The following is a 16,317-nucleotide window of genomic DNA, read 5'->3' as shown; positions in this document are numbered from 1 at the left end:
AACCGTAAAGAAAATATGATTAGTAATATGTTTAATCCTTTTGTCCCACACTAACGGTCACTAAATCTTCCTCCAGAGGCTTAAGGGAAGTCAAAGATACAAGGGAGGAAGATAAAGTGTCCGTAAGTGCCCGATTGGTTCAACTAACCGGCAGTGGGCTGAAGAAAACCCCCACTGCTGGAAGTATCACTTGACAGTAACTGGATAGAGATAAACGGAGTCATATGAGGTGTCGACAATGTTAAAACGGTTTTTACCAAATGAGTATGTTCAATCAATTTTTGAAATCACTCCCCAATTTTTAAAAGAAAGGAATATTCACGGGATTATTACCGACCTGGATAATACGTTAGTTGAGTGGGATCGTCCGTTGGCAACGCCGGAACTTACGGCTTGGTTCAAAGAAATGCGCGACAATGGGATACAAATTGTTATCCTTTCCAATAATAATGAAAAACGGGTACATAAATTTGCTACACCTTTAGGCATCCCTTATATATATAAGGCACGAAAACCACTGGGTAAAGCTTTCCGGAAGGCACTTGCAATCATGAAGTTGCCGAAAGAACAAACGGTCATGATTGGCGATCAATTATTGACAGATATTTTTGGCGGAAATTTGTCCGGTTTCTTTACAATCCTTGTTGTTCCTGTTACAGAAACAGATGGACTGGCAACAAAACTTAATCGAATGATTGAAAGAAGAATATTAAATTGGTTTAATAAAAAAGGCTTACTGCAATGGGAGGGCACAAAAGGTGGAGAATAGGCTGATTTGTATCGGATGCGGGGCGGCTATTCAATCAGAAGACCCGTCGCAACCCGGGTACGTACCTGCTTCATCCATGGAAAAGGAACAGGTCATATGCCGCCGCTGCTTTCGATTAAAGCACTATAATGAAGTACAAGATGTCGCATTGACCGATGATGATTTTTTGAAAATATTAAATGGTATCGGAAATACGACCGGACTAATTGTTATGATTGTCGATATTTTTGATTTTAACGGCAGCTGGCTCCCGGGGATTCACCGCTTTACAGGCGGAAATGATGTACTTCTGGTCGGCAATAAAGTAGATTTGCTGCCAAAATCGGTCAATCATAACCGGCTGAAAAATTGGCTGCAACAACAAGCGAAAAGCTTAGGATTAAAACCAATTGACGTGGCCTTGGTCAGTGCGGAAAAAGGATTATATATAAAAGAAGTCATGGAATTAATCGAGCAATATCGGAACGGAAATGATGTGTATGTGATCGGTTGTACCAATGTCGGCAAATCGACCTTTATCAATCGAATCATCCGTGAAGGGACCGGAGAAGAAAACATAATTACAACATCTTATTTTCCCGGCACAACTTTGGATATGATTGAAATCCCACTTGATGACGGCAAATCGATTTTTGATACACCGGGAATCATTAATCATCATCAAATGGCACATTTTGTTCATAAGAAAGATTTAAAGCTGATTACCCCGAAAAAGGAAATTAAACCAAAAGTGTATCAATTAAATGAGAAACAAACACTATTTTTCGGCGGGCTGGCACGATTTGATTTTATAAAAGGCGAACGGTCTTCTTTTGTATGTTATTTATCGAATGAGTTACAAATTCATCGGACAAAATTAGAGAAAGCTGATGAGTTATATGAAAATCATAAAGGGGAATTATTAAGTCCGCCGCGAAAAGAAGATTTAACAAATTTTCCGGAATTCGTTCGTCGGGAGTTTTCCGTTAAAAAAGGAAAGACGGATATTGTGTTTTCCGGCCTCGGTTGGGTAATGGTTCCGGACGGTGGAGTTGTTGTCGCCGCCTATGTTCCAAAAGGTGTCGAAGTATATGTACGTGATTCGTTAATTTAATTTATATGACGTTCATAAGGAGTAGGATTTATATGTTAACTGGAAAGCAGAAACGATTTTTACGGTCAAAAGCTCATCATCTCGTACCGATTTTCCAAGTCGGTAAAGGTGGCGTGAATGACAATATGATTAGACAAATAGCAGATGCTCTGGAAGCACGGGAGTTACTCAAGATAAGCGTATTGCAAAATTGTGAGGAAGATAAAGAGACGGTGGCTGAAAAATTATCACGCGGGGCAGATGCAGAACTTGTACAAATAATCGGCAACACAATTGTTCTTTATAAAGAATCAAGGGAAAATAAACAGTTGATTTTACCGCAATAAGAGGATGATGGCATGAAGAAAAAGATAGGAATTCTTGGCGGAACCTTTGATCCTCCACATATCGGTCATTTGATTATTGCCGATCAAATCCTGAACTTATATAAACTGGATGAGATTCGATTTATGCCGAATTATCTTCCGCCCCATAAAGAAAAGCTTTCAAACACAACGATTCAAGACCGGTTACGAATGTTGGAACTTTCGATTAAAGAACATGACCGGTTTAAAATTGAAACAATTGAGTTAAAACGGAAAGAAAAATCATATACTTACAATACGATGGTTTTATTAAAACAATTAGAGCCGGATCATGAATTTTTTTTCATTATCGGCGGCGATATGATTGATTATTTACCGAAATGGTATAAAATAGAAGAATTGATGGAACTTGTTCAATTTATTGGCGTCGAGCGACCGATGTCCAAAGGAGAAACGACTTATCCGATTCAATTTATCGATATTCCGTCAATCTATATTTCTTCGTCAATGATTAGGGAAAAAATTGCCAATGGCCAATCGGTGAAATATTTATTACCGGAACATGTGATTTCCTATATTGAGGAGCATAAATTATATGGAACGAAATGAAGCAATAGCGATTATTAAAGAACATTTACCGGAAAAACGATTTATTCATACTTTAGGTGTTATGGAAACAGCAATTCAATTGGCAAAAACATATCATTGTGATGAGAAACAAGCCGAACTTGCCGCAATTTTCCATGATTATGCAAAATATCGACCGGCGGAAGAAATGAAACAAATTATCATTAAAGAAGGTATGCCCAAGGAGTTATTAGCATTTAACACGGAAATTTGGCACGGTCCGGTTGGCGCTGTTTTGATAAAAAATGAGATTGGAATTGATGACGAAGATATTTTGAATGCGATTCGTTATCATACGACCGGGAGACCGGGGATGACAACACTTGAGAAGGTCATTTTTTTGGCCGATTATATTGAGCCAGGCAGAAGTTTTCCCGGTGTAGAGGAAGTAAGGGAATTGGCCAAAACCGATTTGGATGGTGCCGTTTTTCGTTCTTTGCAAAATACCATTATTTTTTTAGCTAAGAAAGGTTTTGCTATTTATAAAGACACTTTAGATACGTATAACAGTTTTTTACTAAAAGGAGGCATTAATCCATCGTATGACAAATCGTGAGTTATTATTGACGGCAGTCAAAGCAGCTGATGATAAAAAAGCGGAAAATATTGTTGTATTGAATATGAAAGGAATTTCCTTGATTGCTGATTACTTTGTTATTTGTCACGCTAATTCTGACAAGCAAGTCCAAGCCATTGTTAAAGAAATTAAAGATCAAGTTGATGAAAAAGGCTTCCCTGTCAAACGTTTGGAAGGATTTGAACAAGCAAGATGGGTCTTGGTCGATCTAGGGGATGTGGTCGTTCATGTTTTTCATCGGGACGAAAGAAACTATTACAGCCTTGAACGTTTATGGGGAGATGCCCCGCAAGAAGATGTAATGAGTGAACTTTCACAATGAACTATAAACATTTTTCCCTGCTTTATGATCAACTGATGGATGAGGCACCGTATGATCAGTGGATGGAATTTCTCACAACGCAAGTAAATAACCATTTTTCTGAGGCAAAAAAAGTATTAGATCTCGCCTGTGGAACGGGGGAAATGTCAATCCGGCTTTTTGAAAGAGGCTTTGACGTTGTCGGGGTTGATTTATCCGAAGAAATGTTATCCATCGCATATCAGAAAGCAGTGGATAAAGGTTTTCGTATTCCGTTTTTTCGCCAAAATATGACCGAGCTTACCGAGTTTTCCTCTTTTGATATCGTTATTATTTTTTGTGACTCGTTGAACTATTTACAAACAGAACAGGATGTCGCAAATACATTTACATCTGTTTTCCAATGTTTGAATCACGGGGGATTACTGTTATTTGATGTTCATTCTCCTTATAAAATGGAGAATGTTTATGCCGGGGCTACATTTGCGTATAACGGGGACGATATTTCTTATATTTGGAACAGCTATGCCGGTGAGTACCCGTTATCGGTTGAACATGAATTGACGTTTTTTGTTTTTGATGAACAGAGCGGAAAATATGATCGATATGATGAATTACATAAGCAACGCACGTATCCTAAAAGTCAGTATGAAAACTGGTTAAAAGCAGCCGGTTTTCAAATTTTGTCAATAACCGGAGATTTTACGAATGAACCTGTTTCCGAGACAACGGAAAGAATCTTTTTTACGGTAAAAAAACCGTAATCGTCAATCACAAGGTTATCAATGGACGAATCATAAGTCTGTTGATAACCTTGTTGTGTTATGCCCCGCTAACCAGCGTCGCACAAGTTTTTTAAAAAATTTTTTTGAGCAGAAGGATTTTTGGAGAATTTGTCGAATACGTAATTATACGTTATGAAATTCAAACTGATTTTTAATGATATTGATTTCCCTGTCAAATTTGTTATGCGTTGCCCTGAAAATTTTCCTGAAGATATCTTCCACTGCACTTTCTTCCAAGACATTGATTCCTTCTCCGGTGATACCACCCCTTACTGTAACTTTTTTCTGTAGTTCTGGAAAGGTGTAATATTTTTTTTCAATTAACATCCCCATTCCAATAAACATATCCGCGGCTAATTTTGTAGCGAGTTCCTTGTCAATATTTGTTTCACTTACTGCTGCATCGATAAATTTTTGCAATAAATAACTAAAAAAAGCCGGACCGCAACTGACGATATCGGAAGCAACCCTTGTTATTTGTTGATCAATGATAACCGGTTTTCCTATATGGGAGAGTAAACCGATCATCACATTCTTCCAAACATCGGTACATTTTTCACCAAAAGTCAATAAACAAACACCTGATAAGGCACGATTGGTAATACTTGGTATTGCCCGTACACAAGAGCAAGGGACAACTGTTTCCAATTGTTCAACCGATATCGGGCTGGTGATGGAAACAAGACATTGATCCCTTGTTAATCGATCTTTTATTTTTGTAAGAACCGGATGGATATCGAGTGGTTTGGTACAAAGAAAAATTAAATCACTTTTTTCAACTAATTGCTCTATATCTGTTTCGATATGAAGGTTGGGATACATTTGTTTCAGCCGGTTAGCCTTCTCAATCGTACGGTTAGTAATTGAAATATTTTTTTCACATACGGCTTTTCCGTTAATGAGGGCTTCGGTAAGAATCGTTCCCATATTTCCGGTTCCGATGATTCCAATATGCACATAATCCCTCCTTTTCGAAAAAATATCTCATCTAACTGTATGAAAGGAATTGATGTTTTATGACAAAAGGGCAAATGTTCATTCAATGGGTACAGGAAAAAAAGCAATGGTTGATCATTGGTCTTGTTTGTGTCGGGGCTGCGATCTTTTATTTCTATAATCAAAATGATGATGTGGATTTAATGAATCGGCAAGAAGTGATTAGTGAAGACATAGTTGCGGAAAATCATTCCCAAAAGGAGCAAGAACATCCAAATTCAAATGATAGTGCTGCATTGTCGAAATCGCAACCGATGAAAGTCGATATCAAAGGTGCTGTGATGAATCCCGGAGTATACACGGTTACCGGTAACGAAAGGGTTATTGATATTATCGAAAAGGCTGGCGGGTTATTGGATGATGCCGATATTGTAAAGGTGAATTTATCTCAAAAGGTTATGGATGAAATGGTTATTTATATTCCGAAAATTGGTGAAGAAGTCTTGGCAGCTGAAAATATCCCGGTGAATTCGGGTTCACAAAGCAGTGGAGGAGACGGGAAAGTGAATATTAATCAGGCAGATGCCAGTGCTCTTGATTCGTTGCCGGGAATTGGGCCTAGTAAAGCAGAGGCAATCATTGAATATCGGGAAACAAACGGACCATTTCAAAAAGTGGAAGATTTAATGAATATTTCCGGCATTGGTGAAAAAACGTTTGAAAAATTGAAAGACCAAATTACTGTACAATGAACAAGTGAGGTATTTTTAATTATCCTACCAATCTTAAAGGATTCCAATGAATGGGGATCAAAATGCCCCGATTTGTGCAACAATCAATCAGTGGGATAAAGCCCCACTGATTGATATATCATTTATGATTGACTGGCACAAAATAATCAGTCTACACTATTGATAGCAAGAAACCAATTATGGACAGAAAGAAGGATGAACCGTGCAACGAATTGAATGGGATCAGTTTTTTATGGCACAGTGTTTTCTCATTTCCACCAGAAGTACATGTACAAGATTGGCTGTCGGCGCAACGATTGTTCGAGATAAACGGATCATTGCCGGCGGTTATAACGGATCGATTGCCGGCGGGGATCATTGTATTGATAAAGGTTGTTATGTGATTGATAATCATTGTGTTCGAACCATCCATGCCGAAATGAATGCGATTCTTCAATGTGCAAAATTTGGCGTTCCGACTGAAGGAGCGGAAATCTATGTGACTCATTTTCCATGCCTGCAGTGTACCAAAGCGATCATCCAAGCCGGAATTAAAGTAATCTATTATGCAGAAGATTATAAAAACCATCCATATGCATTGGAATTGTTGGAGCAGGCCGGCGTAAAAGTGGAAAAAGTGAATTTTGATAAAAGTGTTTTTGCTATGAAGATATAAGGAAAAAGAGGGAAGCAATTGGTTTGGCTGATTGCTTCACCGGCATTTTTCAGAAACCAGGAAAAGATGATGTTTGCTGTTGTGGCTTTTTTGTGCGTATACTTAATTCTCGAATTCGCATCTTTGCCGGAAATTTATACATGGTTAACGTATAAATAGAATGGGAGGGGTTGCCATAAGAAGCGGAACATTCATATATTTCGGTTTGATAATCGTTTTCGCATTTTTAAGTTACCATCACTTTTCCTTGGGGCTTACCGTAATGGTATCGTATCTTTATCTTCTGCAACATCGTCTTGAACAGCGATTTTTACTTATTTTATTAACAAGCTATGGAATATGTCTTCTTTTTTTCTTTTTCCATTTCGAGTCACAAAATCAGGACCCGACAGATAAGAAAATCGAGACGGACATATCGTTTACCGGATATCCGAAATTTGATGGGGATAAATTAAGTGCTACGGTTAAGACGGTTACTGGAGAGAAATTGGCTCTCACCTACTATGTTCGGACTGAAGAAGAAAAGACAAAATGGTCCTCGATTCTTCAGCCGAATACCGTTTGTACCGTTAATGGAACACTGAAAACACCGCCGGAACCGACCAATCCAAATGCATTCAATTATCGTCAATACTTGCGAACGCAAAATATTAAATACTTGATATCCGTTGATACGATTCGAACTTGTCAAAAGGGTAAAGAGACATTTTATACAAACTTATTAAAATACCGAGAGCAAAGTATGGCTTTAATTAACCATTATTTTCCGGAGCGGATTGCTCCATTCATTAATGCATTGTTGTTTGGAAATGATGATCAAATGGAAGAAACGACAGCTGAAGCATATCGGCAACTCGGTTTATCCCATCTTTTAGCCATTTCCGGATTGCATGTAACAATTATTAGCGGTTGTGTTTATTTTATATTATTGCGTCTCGGAATCTCGAGAGAATCAGTAAGAACGGGGATGTTATGCTTTCTTCCAATCTATGCCGTTATTTCCGGTGCAGCACCATCTGTGATTCGTGCGGTGGTTATGGCATGGCTTGTCTTATTTCTTTCCAGGTGGAAAACTGTCATTCACCCGGTGGATGCGCTCGCTATATCTTTTATTATGTTTGTTTTCATAAATCCGTTTATTCTTTATCATGTAGGGTTTCAACTTTCCTATTTGGTCACCTTTGGTCTATTATTATCAAAATCGCTTTTTGAGAGAACGAAAAGCTCTTTGGAAAACGGTTTTTGGATTGCACTGCTTTCACAATTAGTCGCCTTACCCGTTTTACTAAATTATTTTTATGAATTTTCCTTTCTCAGTATTTTTCTAAATATTATCTACGTACCGTTATTTTCGGTCATCATTCTCCCTTTATGTCTATTGACTTATTTTCTGCTATCCCTTTTCCCGGCAATAGGACAACTCGGTGTCAACTTGTTAACACTGATTTTTTCAAATGTGAACCGGTTTGCAGAATGGGTTTACCAGTTTGATATATTTCATATTGTTTTAGGTAGACCGCCTCTTATCCTGTTTCTGGCTTTTTTCATTTTTTATTTTATTGGCTTTGCCCTCTTTGAAAGGGATGGTTTGAAAAAGAAAAAGCTGCTGATTACCTTGTTTGTTGTCCCTGTTTGTCTCCAAATTTTCATGGTGAAATTTTCACCGGTGGGCGAGGTGACATTTATTGATGTTGGGCAAGGAGACAGCATCCTTATCCGGTTACCTTTTAATCAAGGGAATTATTTAATTGATACCGGGGGAAAGGTAACATTTCCATTGGAGGATTGGCAAGAGCGAAGGACAAATTTTGATCCGGGGGAAGATATTGTCGCTCCGTTTTTAAAAAGCAGAGGTATTTCCAAAATCGATAAACTTATTTTGACCCACGGAGACAGTGATCATACCGGTTCGGCCTTAGCAATTCTTGAAAATTTTCGTATTGGTCAAGTTCTTGTAGGTGATACACGAGAAAAGAAGGAAATCGAACTGAACATTATTAATGAAGCAAAGAAAAGAGGAATTCCGATTACGAAAGTTTCCGCCGGCATGCAGTGGGAGGAAGCGGGTCATAAGTTTTTTATCATCGCTCCTGAAAAAGCAGCTGTTTCAAGCAATGATGCTTCGATTTGCATATACAGCAAGCTGGGAGGACAATCCTGGTTATTCACCGGAGACCTAGAAGAGATAGGGGAAAGGGAAGTAATTGAACAATTTCCTCAATTGGAAGTGGATGTTTTGAAGGTTGGACACCACGGGAGTAAAACATCGACAACAGAACTGTTTCTTTCAAAAATAAAGCCTGAATTTGGCGTTATTTCCGCCGGTAGAGATAACAGGTATGGACACCCTCATCAAGAAGTCCTTGAACGATTAAATGCGCATAAGGTAATGATTTACAGGACAGATATTCATGGGGCTGTTACTTACAAATATTTTTTAAACAGAGGGAATTTTTCAACTGTGTTACAAGATCCATAATTTTATTTAAGCTTTTTACGACAAGTCAAGGAGGGAAATAGCTGGAGAGAGACGCTTGCCGCATGCATCTGATTATGGAGGTGGCATAACAAATTCACTTTTCATCCAGATAAAAATTGTAAGGGGTATCAAAAGTTGTCACCTTTTTGATACCCCTGTTTTTTAAGAACCGATTGCTTTAATAACTCCGGCAAGGATGAAGATTGTTGCAAAAAATCCAAATGAAACAATGAACCCAACAGCAGAATCGATAAAATCATTTCTTTTTGATTGGACATCTTGTTCAAATTCGTTCACATACACCCCTCCTCAATCAATTCTAGTATACATGGAATTTTTCTAAAAATCTACATCTTTCATTAATTGTGAAGGAACCAAAACTCATTTCCATATTTTTTCGGTTTTGCCCTTAATAATCTTTACTTAACCCTTGTGAAAAGAAGGAATTTTATTTACGATAAAAGAAACATGTCAGAAGAACGGAGAGATTATGGTGTTTTTAAACATATGGAAAGATATCAAGAAAGGAAAATTTTCCCCGTTGTATTTATTATATGGGAGTGAGGATTTTTTAATAAATGAAACAAAGAAATATATGATTGATGCGGCATTGACGGAAGAGGAACGTGAATTTAATCTATCGATCTATGATTTAGAAGAAACGACCGTCGAATCGGCTGTAGAAGACTGTCAAACGATTCCTTTCCTTGGCGAACGGAAAGTTGTCATTATGCACAATCCTTATTTTTTAACGGCTGAAAAGGGAAAAGAAAAAGTCGACCACAATGTGAAGGTGTTTGAAGAATATATAATGAATCCGGTTCCGTCTACGATACTCATTTTAATTGCTCCTTATAAAAAACTGGATGAACGGAAGAAAATAACTAAATATTTGTTAAAAAATGCCGTTGTCCTTGAAGCCAAATTTTCGGAAAAAGATACAAAAGATTGGATTCGGCAGCGTATTACGGAATATGGATTTGAAATAACCCCAAATGCCGTAGAATTACTCTATCAGTTTACCGGCCAAAATTTGACGATATTAAATCACGAATTGGAAAAAATCTTTTTATACAGTGACGGGAAAATAATCGATGAAGAGATGATTCAGTTACTCGTCCCAAAATCATTAGAAAATAATATTTTTGTTCTTGTTGATAAATTTGTTCATCAACAATTGGACCAAACATTAGAAATTTATCATGATTTGTTAAAGCAAAATGAGGAACCGATTAAAATACTGGCTGTCATTGCAAGCCAAATTCGTTTTATTGCTCAGGTGAAATCATTAATAAAACAAGGGTATGGAGAACAAAAGGTTGCACGGATTTTAAGATCGCATCCTTATCGGGTGAAATTGGCAATATCCCAAGCAAACAGATTTGATGAAGAAAAATTTTTAGCCATGATTGATGAGTTGGCAGACATCGACTACCAAATGAAAACAGGTTTTGGAAATAAAGAATCATTATTAGAAATCTTTTTCTTTAAATACTTGACGTAATAATAAGTGAGCCAGGCTGTTAAAATGCCTGGCTCAAAGCTTATATAGAAAAAGAAAATTTGGTGTGAGTTACCAAATTTTCAAAAATCCATTATGCGTTTAATGAGTTCACTTTTTTCGTTAAACGTGATTTATGACGATTTGCTGCGTTTTTATGAATTAAGCCCTTGGAAGCAGCTTTGTCAATTTTACGAATTGCACTAGTTAATGCTTCTTTGGCAGCTGCAGCATCATTGCTTGTTACAGCAACTTCAACTTTTTTAATTGCTGTACGCATGGCAGATTTTTGTGATGTATTAATCGCAGTACTTTTCTTATTCGTTTTAATTCGTTTAATAGCAGATTTAATGTTTGCCAATTTTTTCACCTCCCAATAAAGCTAGACGGTTAAATAACTTTTTAATAGAACATCATAAAGAACAACTGCTATTTTACCAAATGATGACTGTGAATGCAATACTGAAAAAAGGAAAGCTGATATCGAATGAAATCCAATTATTTGGAAATGATAGAAAGAAGAGTATTTATCTATAAATTTTTCCTATGCTTTTGTATTGCTTCATTGAGAAAAAAAGCTAACGATTGCCTTTTTACACAAATAATCTGTAAGGATAAAGAACCTACACAAATTGAATTTTTCCTTAATAATAGTTTTTTTGAAAGATATTGAAAGGAGATAAAGAAATGAAACAAGAGATAGAGAATTTTTCAGTACGCACGGATTTGGCTATTGAAGCAAAGGAGATGGTTGTCGAGCAACAAGGGCAACAACTGGATTCAGATCTTAAGGGCGTGATTATTAAAGAAAGAACCGAACAAGATGTGAAAATTTCCGAAGTTACCATTACCGATGAAGGAAGTAAATCGATTGGAAAAAAAGCAGGGCATTATTTAACGATTGAAAGTCAGGCGATTAGACAAGCCAATAGTGAATATGAACAGATGACGAAAAATATTTTTGTCAAGGAGTTTAAAAACTTTTTAGCAAATCAACAGATTGGCAGTGATGCAACTTGTTTAATCGTCGGTCTCGGAAATTGGAATGTAACCCCTGATGCATTAGGCCCAATTGTATGTGAGAATATTGTCGTTACAAGACATTTGTTTGAATTTCAACCGGAAACCGTCCAGGAAGGATACCGGTCGGTAAGTGCCATTGCACCGGGTGTAATGGGAATTACGGGGATTGAAACAAGCGATATTATTTTTGGTGTTGTTCAAAAAATAAAGCCTGATTTTATCATTGTCATTGATGCGCTTGCTTCCCGCTCCATTGAAAGAGTGAATACGACGATACAAATTTCAGATACCGGTATTCATCCGGGGTCCGGCGTCGGTAACAAACGGAAAGAATTAAGTAAGGAAACATTCGGGATCCCGGTTATAGCCATCGGAATTCCAACTGTTGTCGATGCCGTTTCCATTACGAGCGACACGATTGATTTCCTGCTCAAACATTTTGGCCGGGAAATGAAAGAAGGTAACCGTCCATCCCGTTCTTTAGCGCCGGCGGGACTTACTTTTGGTGAGAGGAAAGTATATACGGATGAAGATTTACCCGGTGAAGAGGAACGGAAAACGTTTCTAGGGATCATCGGTACATTGGAAGAGGAAGAAAAACGGTCACTGATTCGTGAGGTTTTATCGCCGACAGGTCATAATTTGATGGTTACACCGAAAGAAGTTGATGTTTTCATAGAACGGATGGCAAACTTGATTGCCGGCGGACTCAATCAAGCATTACATCCAAGTTTGGATGAAACCAGGGCGAATTTTTCAACACATTAAAACTAGGTGGAATCTCGTAATGTTTTCTACTAACATCGCATATTTTATAGTAACAGTGTTTTTTGCAAGTACTATTTTCACAAGCTTTGTTACCGGACTTTGAATTATCGTCTAGTGGGAAGTTTCGGTTAAAACAGGATAAAACGAGGTGATGGATATGTTTCGTTTTCTTTTAAAAACAATGCTTCTCATAAGTATATTATTTATTGGAGTCATTATCGGCTTTCAAGAGGCAAATCACGGCCTAAAGGAGATGAAAGGCTTTGATGATGGCACATTTTCCTCCGTCATATCCGTTCAAGAGGCAGAAGATTATGGAGAGTACGAAGCAACCATCCTTGGTGAGAAAGTGACAAGTCATGACCTGGAAGAAAAGAAAAAGGCGTTGGAAGAGTTAAACACCTATAATCTATTTACAGACATGGCAAAAACATTTACCGATTTTCTGCAAAAAATGATATCTTCATTGTTTTCATAATAAAAACTGTTCAGAGAGGCAACCCGGCTCTTTGAACAGTTTTTTCTTATCCATGAACCGAAAAAAGAATAAAAAGGTAGTGAAAAACTATGGATTCGTTTTATTGTCTAGCTCCGGTTGATATTGGCACTTTTCTTTAAAATCATCAATTGGTTTCCATTGAATATGGAAAAATGTATTGATATAATCAAAGCTAGTGACTTTGTCCAGTTTACAGGAGTGAACGAAAATGAATCGAGAAGAAAAGTTAAAACGACAGGAACGCATCCGTAATTTTTCGATTATTGCCCATATTGATCACGGCAAATCGACATTAGCTGATCGAATTTTAGAAAAAACAAATACGGTTGCCGAGCGAGAAATGAAAGACCAGTTACTAGATTCAATGGATTTGGAACGGGAACGTGGGATTACAATTAAATTAAACGCTGTAGAACTAACTTATAAAGCGAAAGATGGGGAAGAATATATTTTTCACCTGATTGATACACCGGGACATGTTGATTTTACATATGAAGTATCGAGAAGTTTAGCCGCTTGTGAGGGAGCCGTCCTTGTTGTCGATGCGGCACAGGGAATCGAGGCTCAAACATTGGCGAATGTGTATTTAGCGATAGATAACGATCTGGAAATTCTTCCGGTCATTAATAAAATAGATTTGCCAAGTGCAGAACCGGAGCGAGTCCGTCAAGAAATAGAAAATGTTATCGGACTGGATGCCAGTGAAGCAGTGTTAGCTTCGGCTAAAGCAGGAATCGGGATTGAAGAAATACTAGAACAAGTTGTCGAAAAAATCCCTGCACCAATTGGCGATCCGGATGCCCCGCTGCAAGCACTGATTTTCGATTCCGTCTATGACCCGTACCGCGGTGTTATTGCCCTGATTCGAATTGTCGAAGGTTCGGTTAAGGTCGGCGATAAAATCAAAATGATGTCGACTGGAAAAGAATTTGAAGTGACTGAGCTTGGGGTCAACTCGCCGAAACCGGTCAAACGAGATGAATTAACTGTCGGCGATGTCGGTTATTTGACCGCCTCGATTAAACATGTTGGTGATACACGCGTCGGGGATACGATTACAAGTGCAGTAAATCCGGCCAAAGAACCGTTGCCGGGTTATCGAAAAATGAATCCGATGGTGTTCTGTGGTATGTATCCGATTGATACAGCAAAATATAATGATCTTCGTGATGCGTTGGAAAAATTACAATTGAATGATGCCGCCCTGCAATTTGAACCGGAAACGTCCCAAGCACTTGGATTCGGATTCCGTTGCGGTTTCCTCGGTCTTTTACATATGGAAATTATTCAAGAGCGAATTGAACGGGAATTCAAAATTGATCTGATTACGACAGCGCCAAGTGTTATCTATCATGTCCAGTTAACCGACGGTGCGTCCATTCAAGTAGATAATCCGTCCAATATGCCGGACCCGCAAAAAATTGAACGAATTGAAGAACCGTATGTAAAGGCATCAATTATGGCCCCAAATGATTATGTCGGTGCGATTATGGAACTGTGCCAAAATAAACGCGGAATATTCATTGATATGCAATATTTAGACGAAACACGTGTGACGATCACTTATGAAATTCCATTATCCGAAATTGTCTATGATTTCTTTGATCAATTAAAATCCAGCACAAAAGGTTATGCATCTTTTGATTATGAATTAATCGGATATAAACCTTCGAAATTAGTGAAAATGGATATTTTATTGAACGGCGAACGGGTTGATGCGCTTAGTTTCATCGTTCACCGGGATTCTGCATACGACCGGGGCAGAGTCATTGTTGAGAAATTAAAAGAATTAATCCCGCGTCAACAATTTGAAGTGCCGGTCCAGGCAGCAATCGGTACAAAAATTATTGCCCGCTCGACCATTAAAGCGATGAGAAAAAATGTTTTAGCCAAATGTTACGGTGGGGACATTTCCCGGAAAAGGAAACTCCTTGAGAAACAAAAAGAAGGGAAAAAACGAATGAAACAAGTCGGATCGGTAGAAATCCCGCAAGAAGCATTTATGGCTGTTTTGAAAATTGACGATAAGTAGTTTGACGGAACCGGAGAGGTTAGGTGGAACATCCATACTAACCTCTTTGTACTTAAGAAAGATGGTGATTTTTTTGCCGAAAGCAGTATATATACACATTCCGTTTTGTACGCAGATTTGCCATTACTGTGATTTTAATAAAGTTTTTTTAAAGGGCCAGCCGGTCGATGATTATTTAAAAGCACTAAAAACCGAAATGGAAAAAACATTTGCAAATTTGCCTCCGGAAAATGTGGAAACTGTGTTTATTGGTGGTGGGACACCGACAGCGCTAAATGAAAAACAATTGGAATATTTAATGCAAACTATCCATTGTTTCATTGATGTTGAAAAAGAGATTGAATTTACGATTGAGGCCAACCCGGGAGACTTGACCGTGGAAAAGCTGAAAATCTTAAAAAATTACGGGGTTAATCGTTTAAGTATAGGTGTTCAATCATTCAATAATAACTTGTTGAAGGCAATTGGCAGAAACCATAAAGTAGAAGATATCTACAAAACAATCGAATCAGTAAAACAACAGGGCTTTACCAATATTAGCATTGATTTAATGTATGCATTGCCAAATCAAACGATTCAAGACGTAGAATTTGCTCTCAATGAATTTTTTAAGCTTGATATTGAGCATTGCTCTGCCTATTCCCTGATTGTTGAACCGAAAACAATTTTTTATAATTTGATGAATAGGGGAAAATTGCCGCTTCCTTCCGAGGATGAGGAAGCAACGATGTATCAAATGATCATGGAACAGATGGAGAGCCATGGATACCATCAATACGAAATAAGCAATTACGCAAAAAAAGGCTTTAAAAGTAAACATAATCTTGTTTATTGGGACAATGATCATTATTACGGATTTGGAGCCGGTGCCCACAGTTATATCAATGGGAAAAGGCGATCGAATATAGGTCCTATTAATCACTACTTGAAAGCAATCGAAAAGGGACGGTTGCCAATCCGGGAAGAAATTTCATTGACAGTTAAAGAGCAAATGGAAGAAGAAATGTTTTTGGGGTTAAGAAAAACGGCCGGAGTTTCACAAAAAAAGTTTTATCAAAAGTTTAGTATCGATGTACTGGAATATTATCGAGAGGAAATTGAAAAATTAATCCAAGACGGGTTGCTTCAGATCAATGAGGATGAGATCCAATTAACAAATCGGGGAAGGATGTTGGGGAATATAGTCTTCCAACAATTTATTAAAGACTAATCCAA

At 37.8% G+C, this 16,317-nt stretch carries 18 protein-coding genes; 15 read left to right on the top strand and 3 right to left on the bottom strand.

What is annotated here, in order from left to right:
* Positions 1 to 238: 238 nt before the first annotated feature.
* Genes NSQ14_RS11715 through NSQ14_RS11685 form a run of 7 tightly spaced genes read left to right on the top strand, consistent with a single transcriptional unit; the run spans position 239 to position 4,436 of the window.
* A complete protein-coding gene (locus NSQ14_RS11715; protein WP_343157188.1) occupies positions 239 to 769 on the top strand; it encodes a YqeG family HAD IIIA-type phosphatase in 531 nt (176 codons plus the stop codon).
* Positions 759 to 1,862, top strand: a complete 1,104-nt coding sequence (gene yqeH, locus NSQ14_RS11710; RefSeq protein WP_216407477.1) for a ribosome biogenesis GTPase YqeH — start codon at positions 759 to 761, stop codon at positions 1,860 to 1,862. Before NSQ14_RS11715 ends, yqeH begins: the two co-directional genes overlap by 11 nt.
* A gap of 32 nt (positions 1,863 to 1,894) precedes the next feature.
* Positions 1,895 to 2,188: a ribosome assembly RNA-binding protein YhbY gene (yhbY, locus tag NSQ14_RS11705; protein ID WP_034771222.1), complete on the top strand. Its 294-nt coding sequence runs from the start codon at positions 1,895 to 1,897 to the stop codon at positions 2,186 to 2,188.
* A gap of 12 nt (positions 2,189 to 2,200) precedes the next feature.
* The gene (locus tag NSQ14_RS11700; RefSeq protein WP_034771209.1) at positions 2,201 to 2,776 is read left to right on the top strand and encodes a nicotinate-nucleotide adenylyltransferase; all 576 of its coding nucleotides are present in this window, start codon (positions 2,201 to 2,203) and stop codon (positions 2,774 to 2,776) included.
* Positions 2,763 to 3,350: a bis(5'-nucleosyl)-tetraphosphatase (symmetrical) YqeK gene (gene yqeK, locus NSQ14_RS11695; protein WP_034771207.1), complete on the top strand. Its 588-nt coding sequence runs from the start codon at positions 2,763 to 2,765 to the stop codon at positions 3,348 to 3,350. The genes NSQ14_RS11700 and yqeK overlap by 14 nt, the downstream gene beginning before the upstream one ends.
* Complete coding sequence (gene rsfS / locus NSQ14_RS11690; protein WP_034771205.1) at positions 3,337 to 3,693, top strand: ribosome silencing factor; 357 nt, start codon at positions 3,337 to 3,339, stop codon at positions 3,691 to 3,693. The genes yqeK and rsfS overlap by 14 nt, the downstream gene beginning before the upstream one ends.
* Positions 3,690 to 4,436: a class I SAM-dependent DNA methyltransferase gene (locus NSQ14_RS11685; protein WP_346216351.1), complete on the top strand. Its 747-nt coding sequence runs from the start codon at positions 3,690 to 3,692 to the stop codon at positions 4,434 to 4,436. Before rsfS ends, NSQ14_RS11685 begins: the two co-directional genes overlap by 4 nt.
* Positions 4,437 to 4,580: 144 nt before the next feature.
* Here the strand turns inward: NSQ14_RS11685 and comER are convergent, their stop codons facing one another.
* A complete protein-coding gene (gene comER / locus NSQ14_RS11680; protein WP_328186453.1) occupies positions 4,581 to 5,414 on the bottom strand; it encodes a late competence protein ComER in 834 nt (277 codons plus the stop codon).
* A gap of 59 nt (positions 5,415 to 5,473) precedes the next feature.
* On the opposite strand from comER, the gene NSQ14_RS11675 reads away from it, so the two are divergent.
* The 3 genes from NSQ14_RS11675 (at position 5,474) to NSQ14_RS11665 (ending at position 9,279) form a co-directional block, all read left to right on the top strand.
* Positions 5,474 to 6,145 (top strand): helix-hairpin-helix domain-containing protein, encoded by a 672-nt coding sequence (locus tag NSQ14_RS11675; protein WP_346216350.1) that lies wholly within the window; start codon positions 5,474 to 5,476, stop codon positions 6,143 to 6,145.
* Positions 6,146 to 6,347: 202 nt separating this feature from the next.
* Entirely contained in the window at positions 6,348 to 6,800 is a 453-nt protein-coding gene (locus tag NSQ14_RS11670; RefSeq protein ID WP_034771187.1) for a ComE operon protein 2, read from the top strand.
* Positions 6,801 to 6,960: 160 nt separating this feature from the next.
* Positions 6,961 to 9,279: a DNA internalization-related competence protein ComEC/Rec2 gene (locus NSQ14_RS11665; protein ID WP_341288200.1), complete on the top strand. Its 2,319-nt coding sequence runs from the start codon at positions 6,961 to 6,963 to the stop codon at positions 9,277 to 9,279.
* A gap of 162 nt (positions 9,280 to 9,441) precedes the next feature.
* Here the strand turns inward: NSQ14_RS11665 and NSQ14_RS11660 are convergent, their stop codons facing one another.
* Complete coding sequence (locus NSQ14_RS11660; RefSeq protein WP_034771185.1) at positions 9,442 to 9,576, bottom strand: YqzM family protein; 135 nt, start codon at positions 9,574 to 9,576, stop codon at positions 9,442 to 9,444.
* Positions 9,577 to 9,769: 193 nt separating this feature from the next.
* Here NSQ14_RS11660 and holA point away from each other — a divergent pair, with 193 nt between their 5' ends.
* Complete coding sequence (gene holA / locus NSQ14_RS11655) at positions 9,770 to 10,783, top strand: DNA polymerase III subunit delta (protein ID WP_341288199.1); 1,014 nt, start codon at positions 9,770 to 9,772, stop codon at positions 10,781 to 10,783.
* 91 nt (positions 10,784 to 10,874) lie between these two features.
* Here the strand turns inward: holA and rpsT are convergent, their stop codons facing one another.
* Complete coding sequence (gene rpsT / locus NSQ14_RS11650) at positions 10,875 to 11,141, bottom strand: 30S ribosomal protein S20 (RefSeq protein WP_034771180.1); 267 nt, start codon at positions 11,139 to 11,141, stop codon at positions 10,875 to 10,877.
* 326 nt (positions 11,142 to 11,467) lie between these two features.
* On the opposite strand from rpsT, the gene gpr reads away from it, so the two are divergent.
* The 4 genes from gpr (at position 11,468) to hemW (ending at position 16,312) form a co-directional block, all read left to right on the top strand.
* Positions 11,468 to 12,571, top strand: a complete 1,104-nt coding sequence (gene gpr, locus NSQ14_RS11645) for a GPR endopeptidase (RefSeq protein WP_034771176.1) — start codon at positions 11,468 to 11,470, stop codon at positions 12,569 to 12,571.
* A gap of 157 nt (positions 12,572 to 12,728) precedes the next feature.
* Positions 12,729 to 13,049 (top strand): DUF3679 domain-containing protein, encoded by a 321-nt coding sequence (locus NSQ14_RS11640; RefSeq protein WP_034771174.1) that lies wholly within the window; start codon positions 12,729 to 12,731, stop codon positions 13,047 to 13,049.
* A 229-nt stretch (positions 13,050 to 13,278) separates the two neighbouring features.
* Positions 13,279 to 15,102: a translation elongation factor 4 gene (gene lepA, locus NSQ14_RS11635; RefSeq protein WP_034771171.1), complete on the top strand. Its 1,824-nt coding sequence runs from the start codon at positions 13,279 to 13,281 to the stop codon at positions 15,100 to 15,102.
* Positions 15,103 to 15,175: 73 nt separating this feature from the next.
* Positions 15,176 to 16,312: a radical SAM family heme chaperone HemW gene (hemW, locus tag NSQ14_RS11630; RefSeq protein WP_227090831.1), complete on the top strand. Its 1,137-nt coding sequence runs from the start codon at positions 15,176 to 15,178 to the stop codon at positions 16,310 to 16,312.
* Positions 16,313 to 16,317: the final 5 nt, after the last annotated feature.

The sequence above is a fragment of the Caldifermentibacillus hisashii genome (assembly GCF_039654145.1).
GTDB lineage: Bacteria > Bacillota > Bacilli > Bacillales > Caldibacillaceae > Caldifermentibacillus > Caldifermentibacillus hisashii.
Note: the sequence above shows the minus strand (reverse complement) of the source record. Positions and strands in the feature narration are given on the sequence as shown.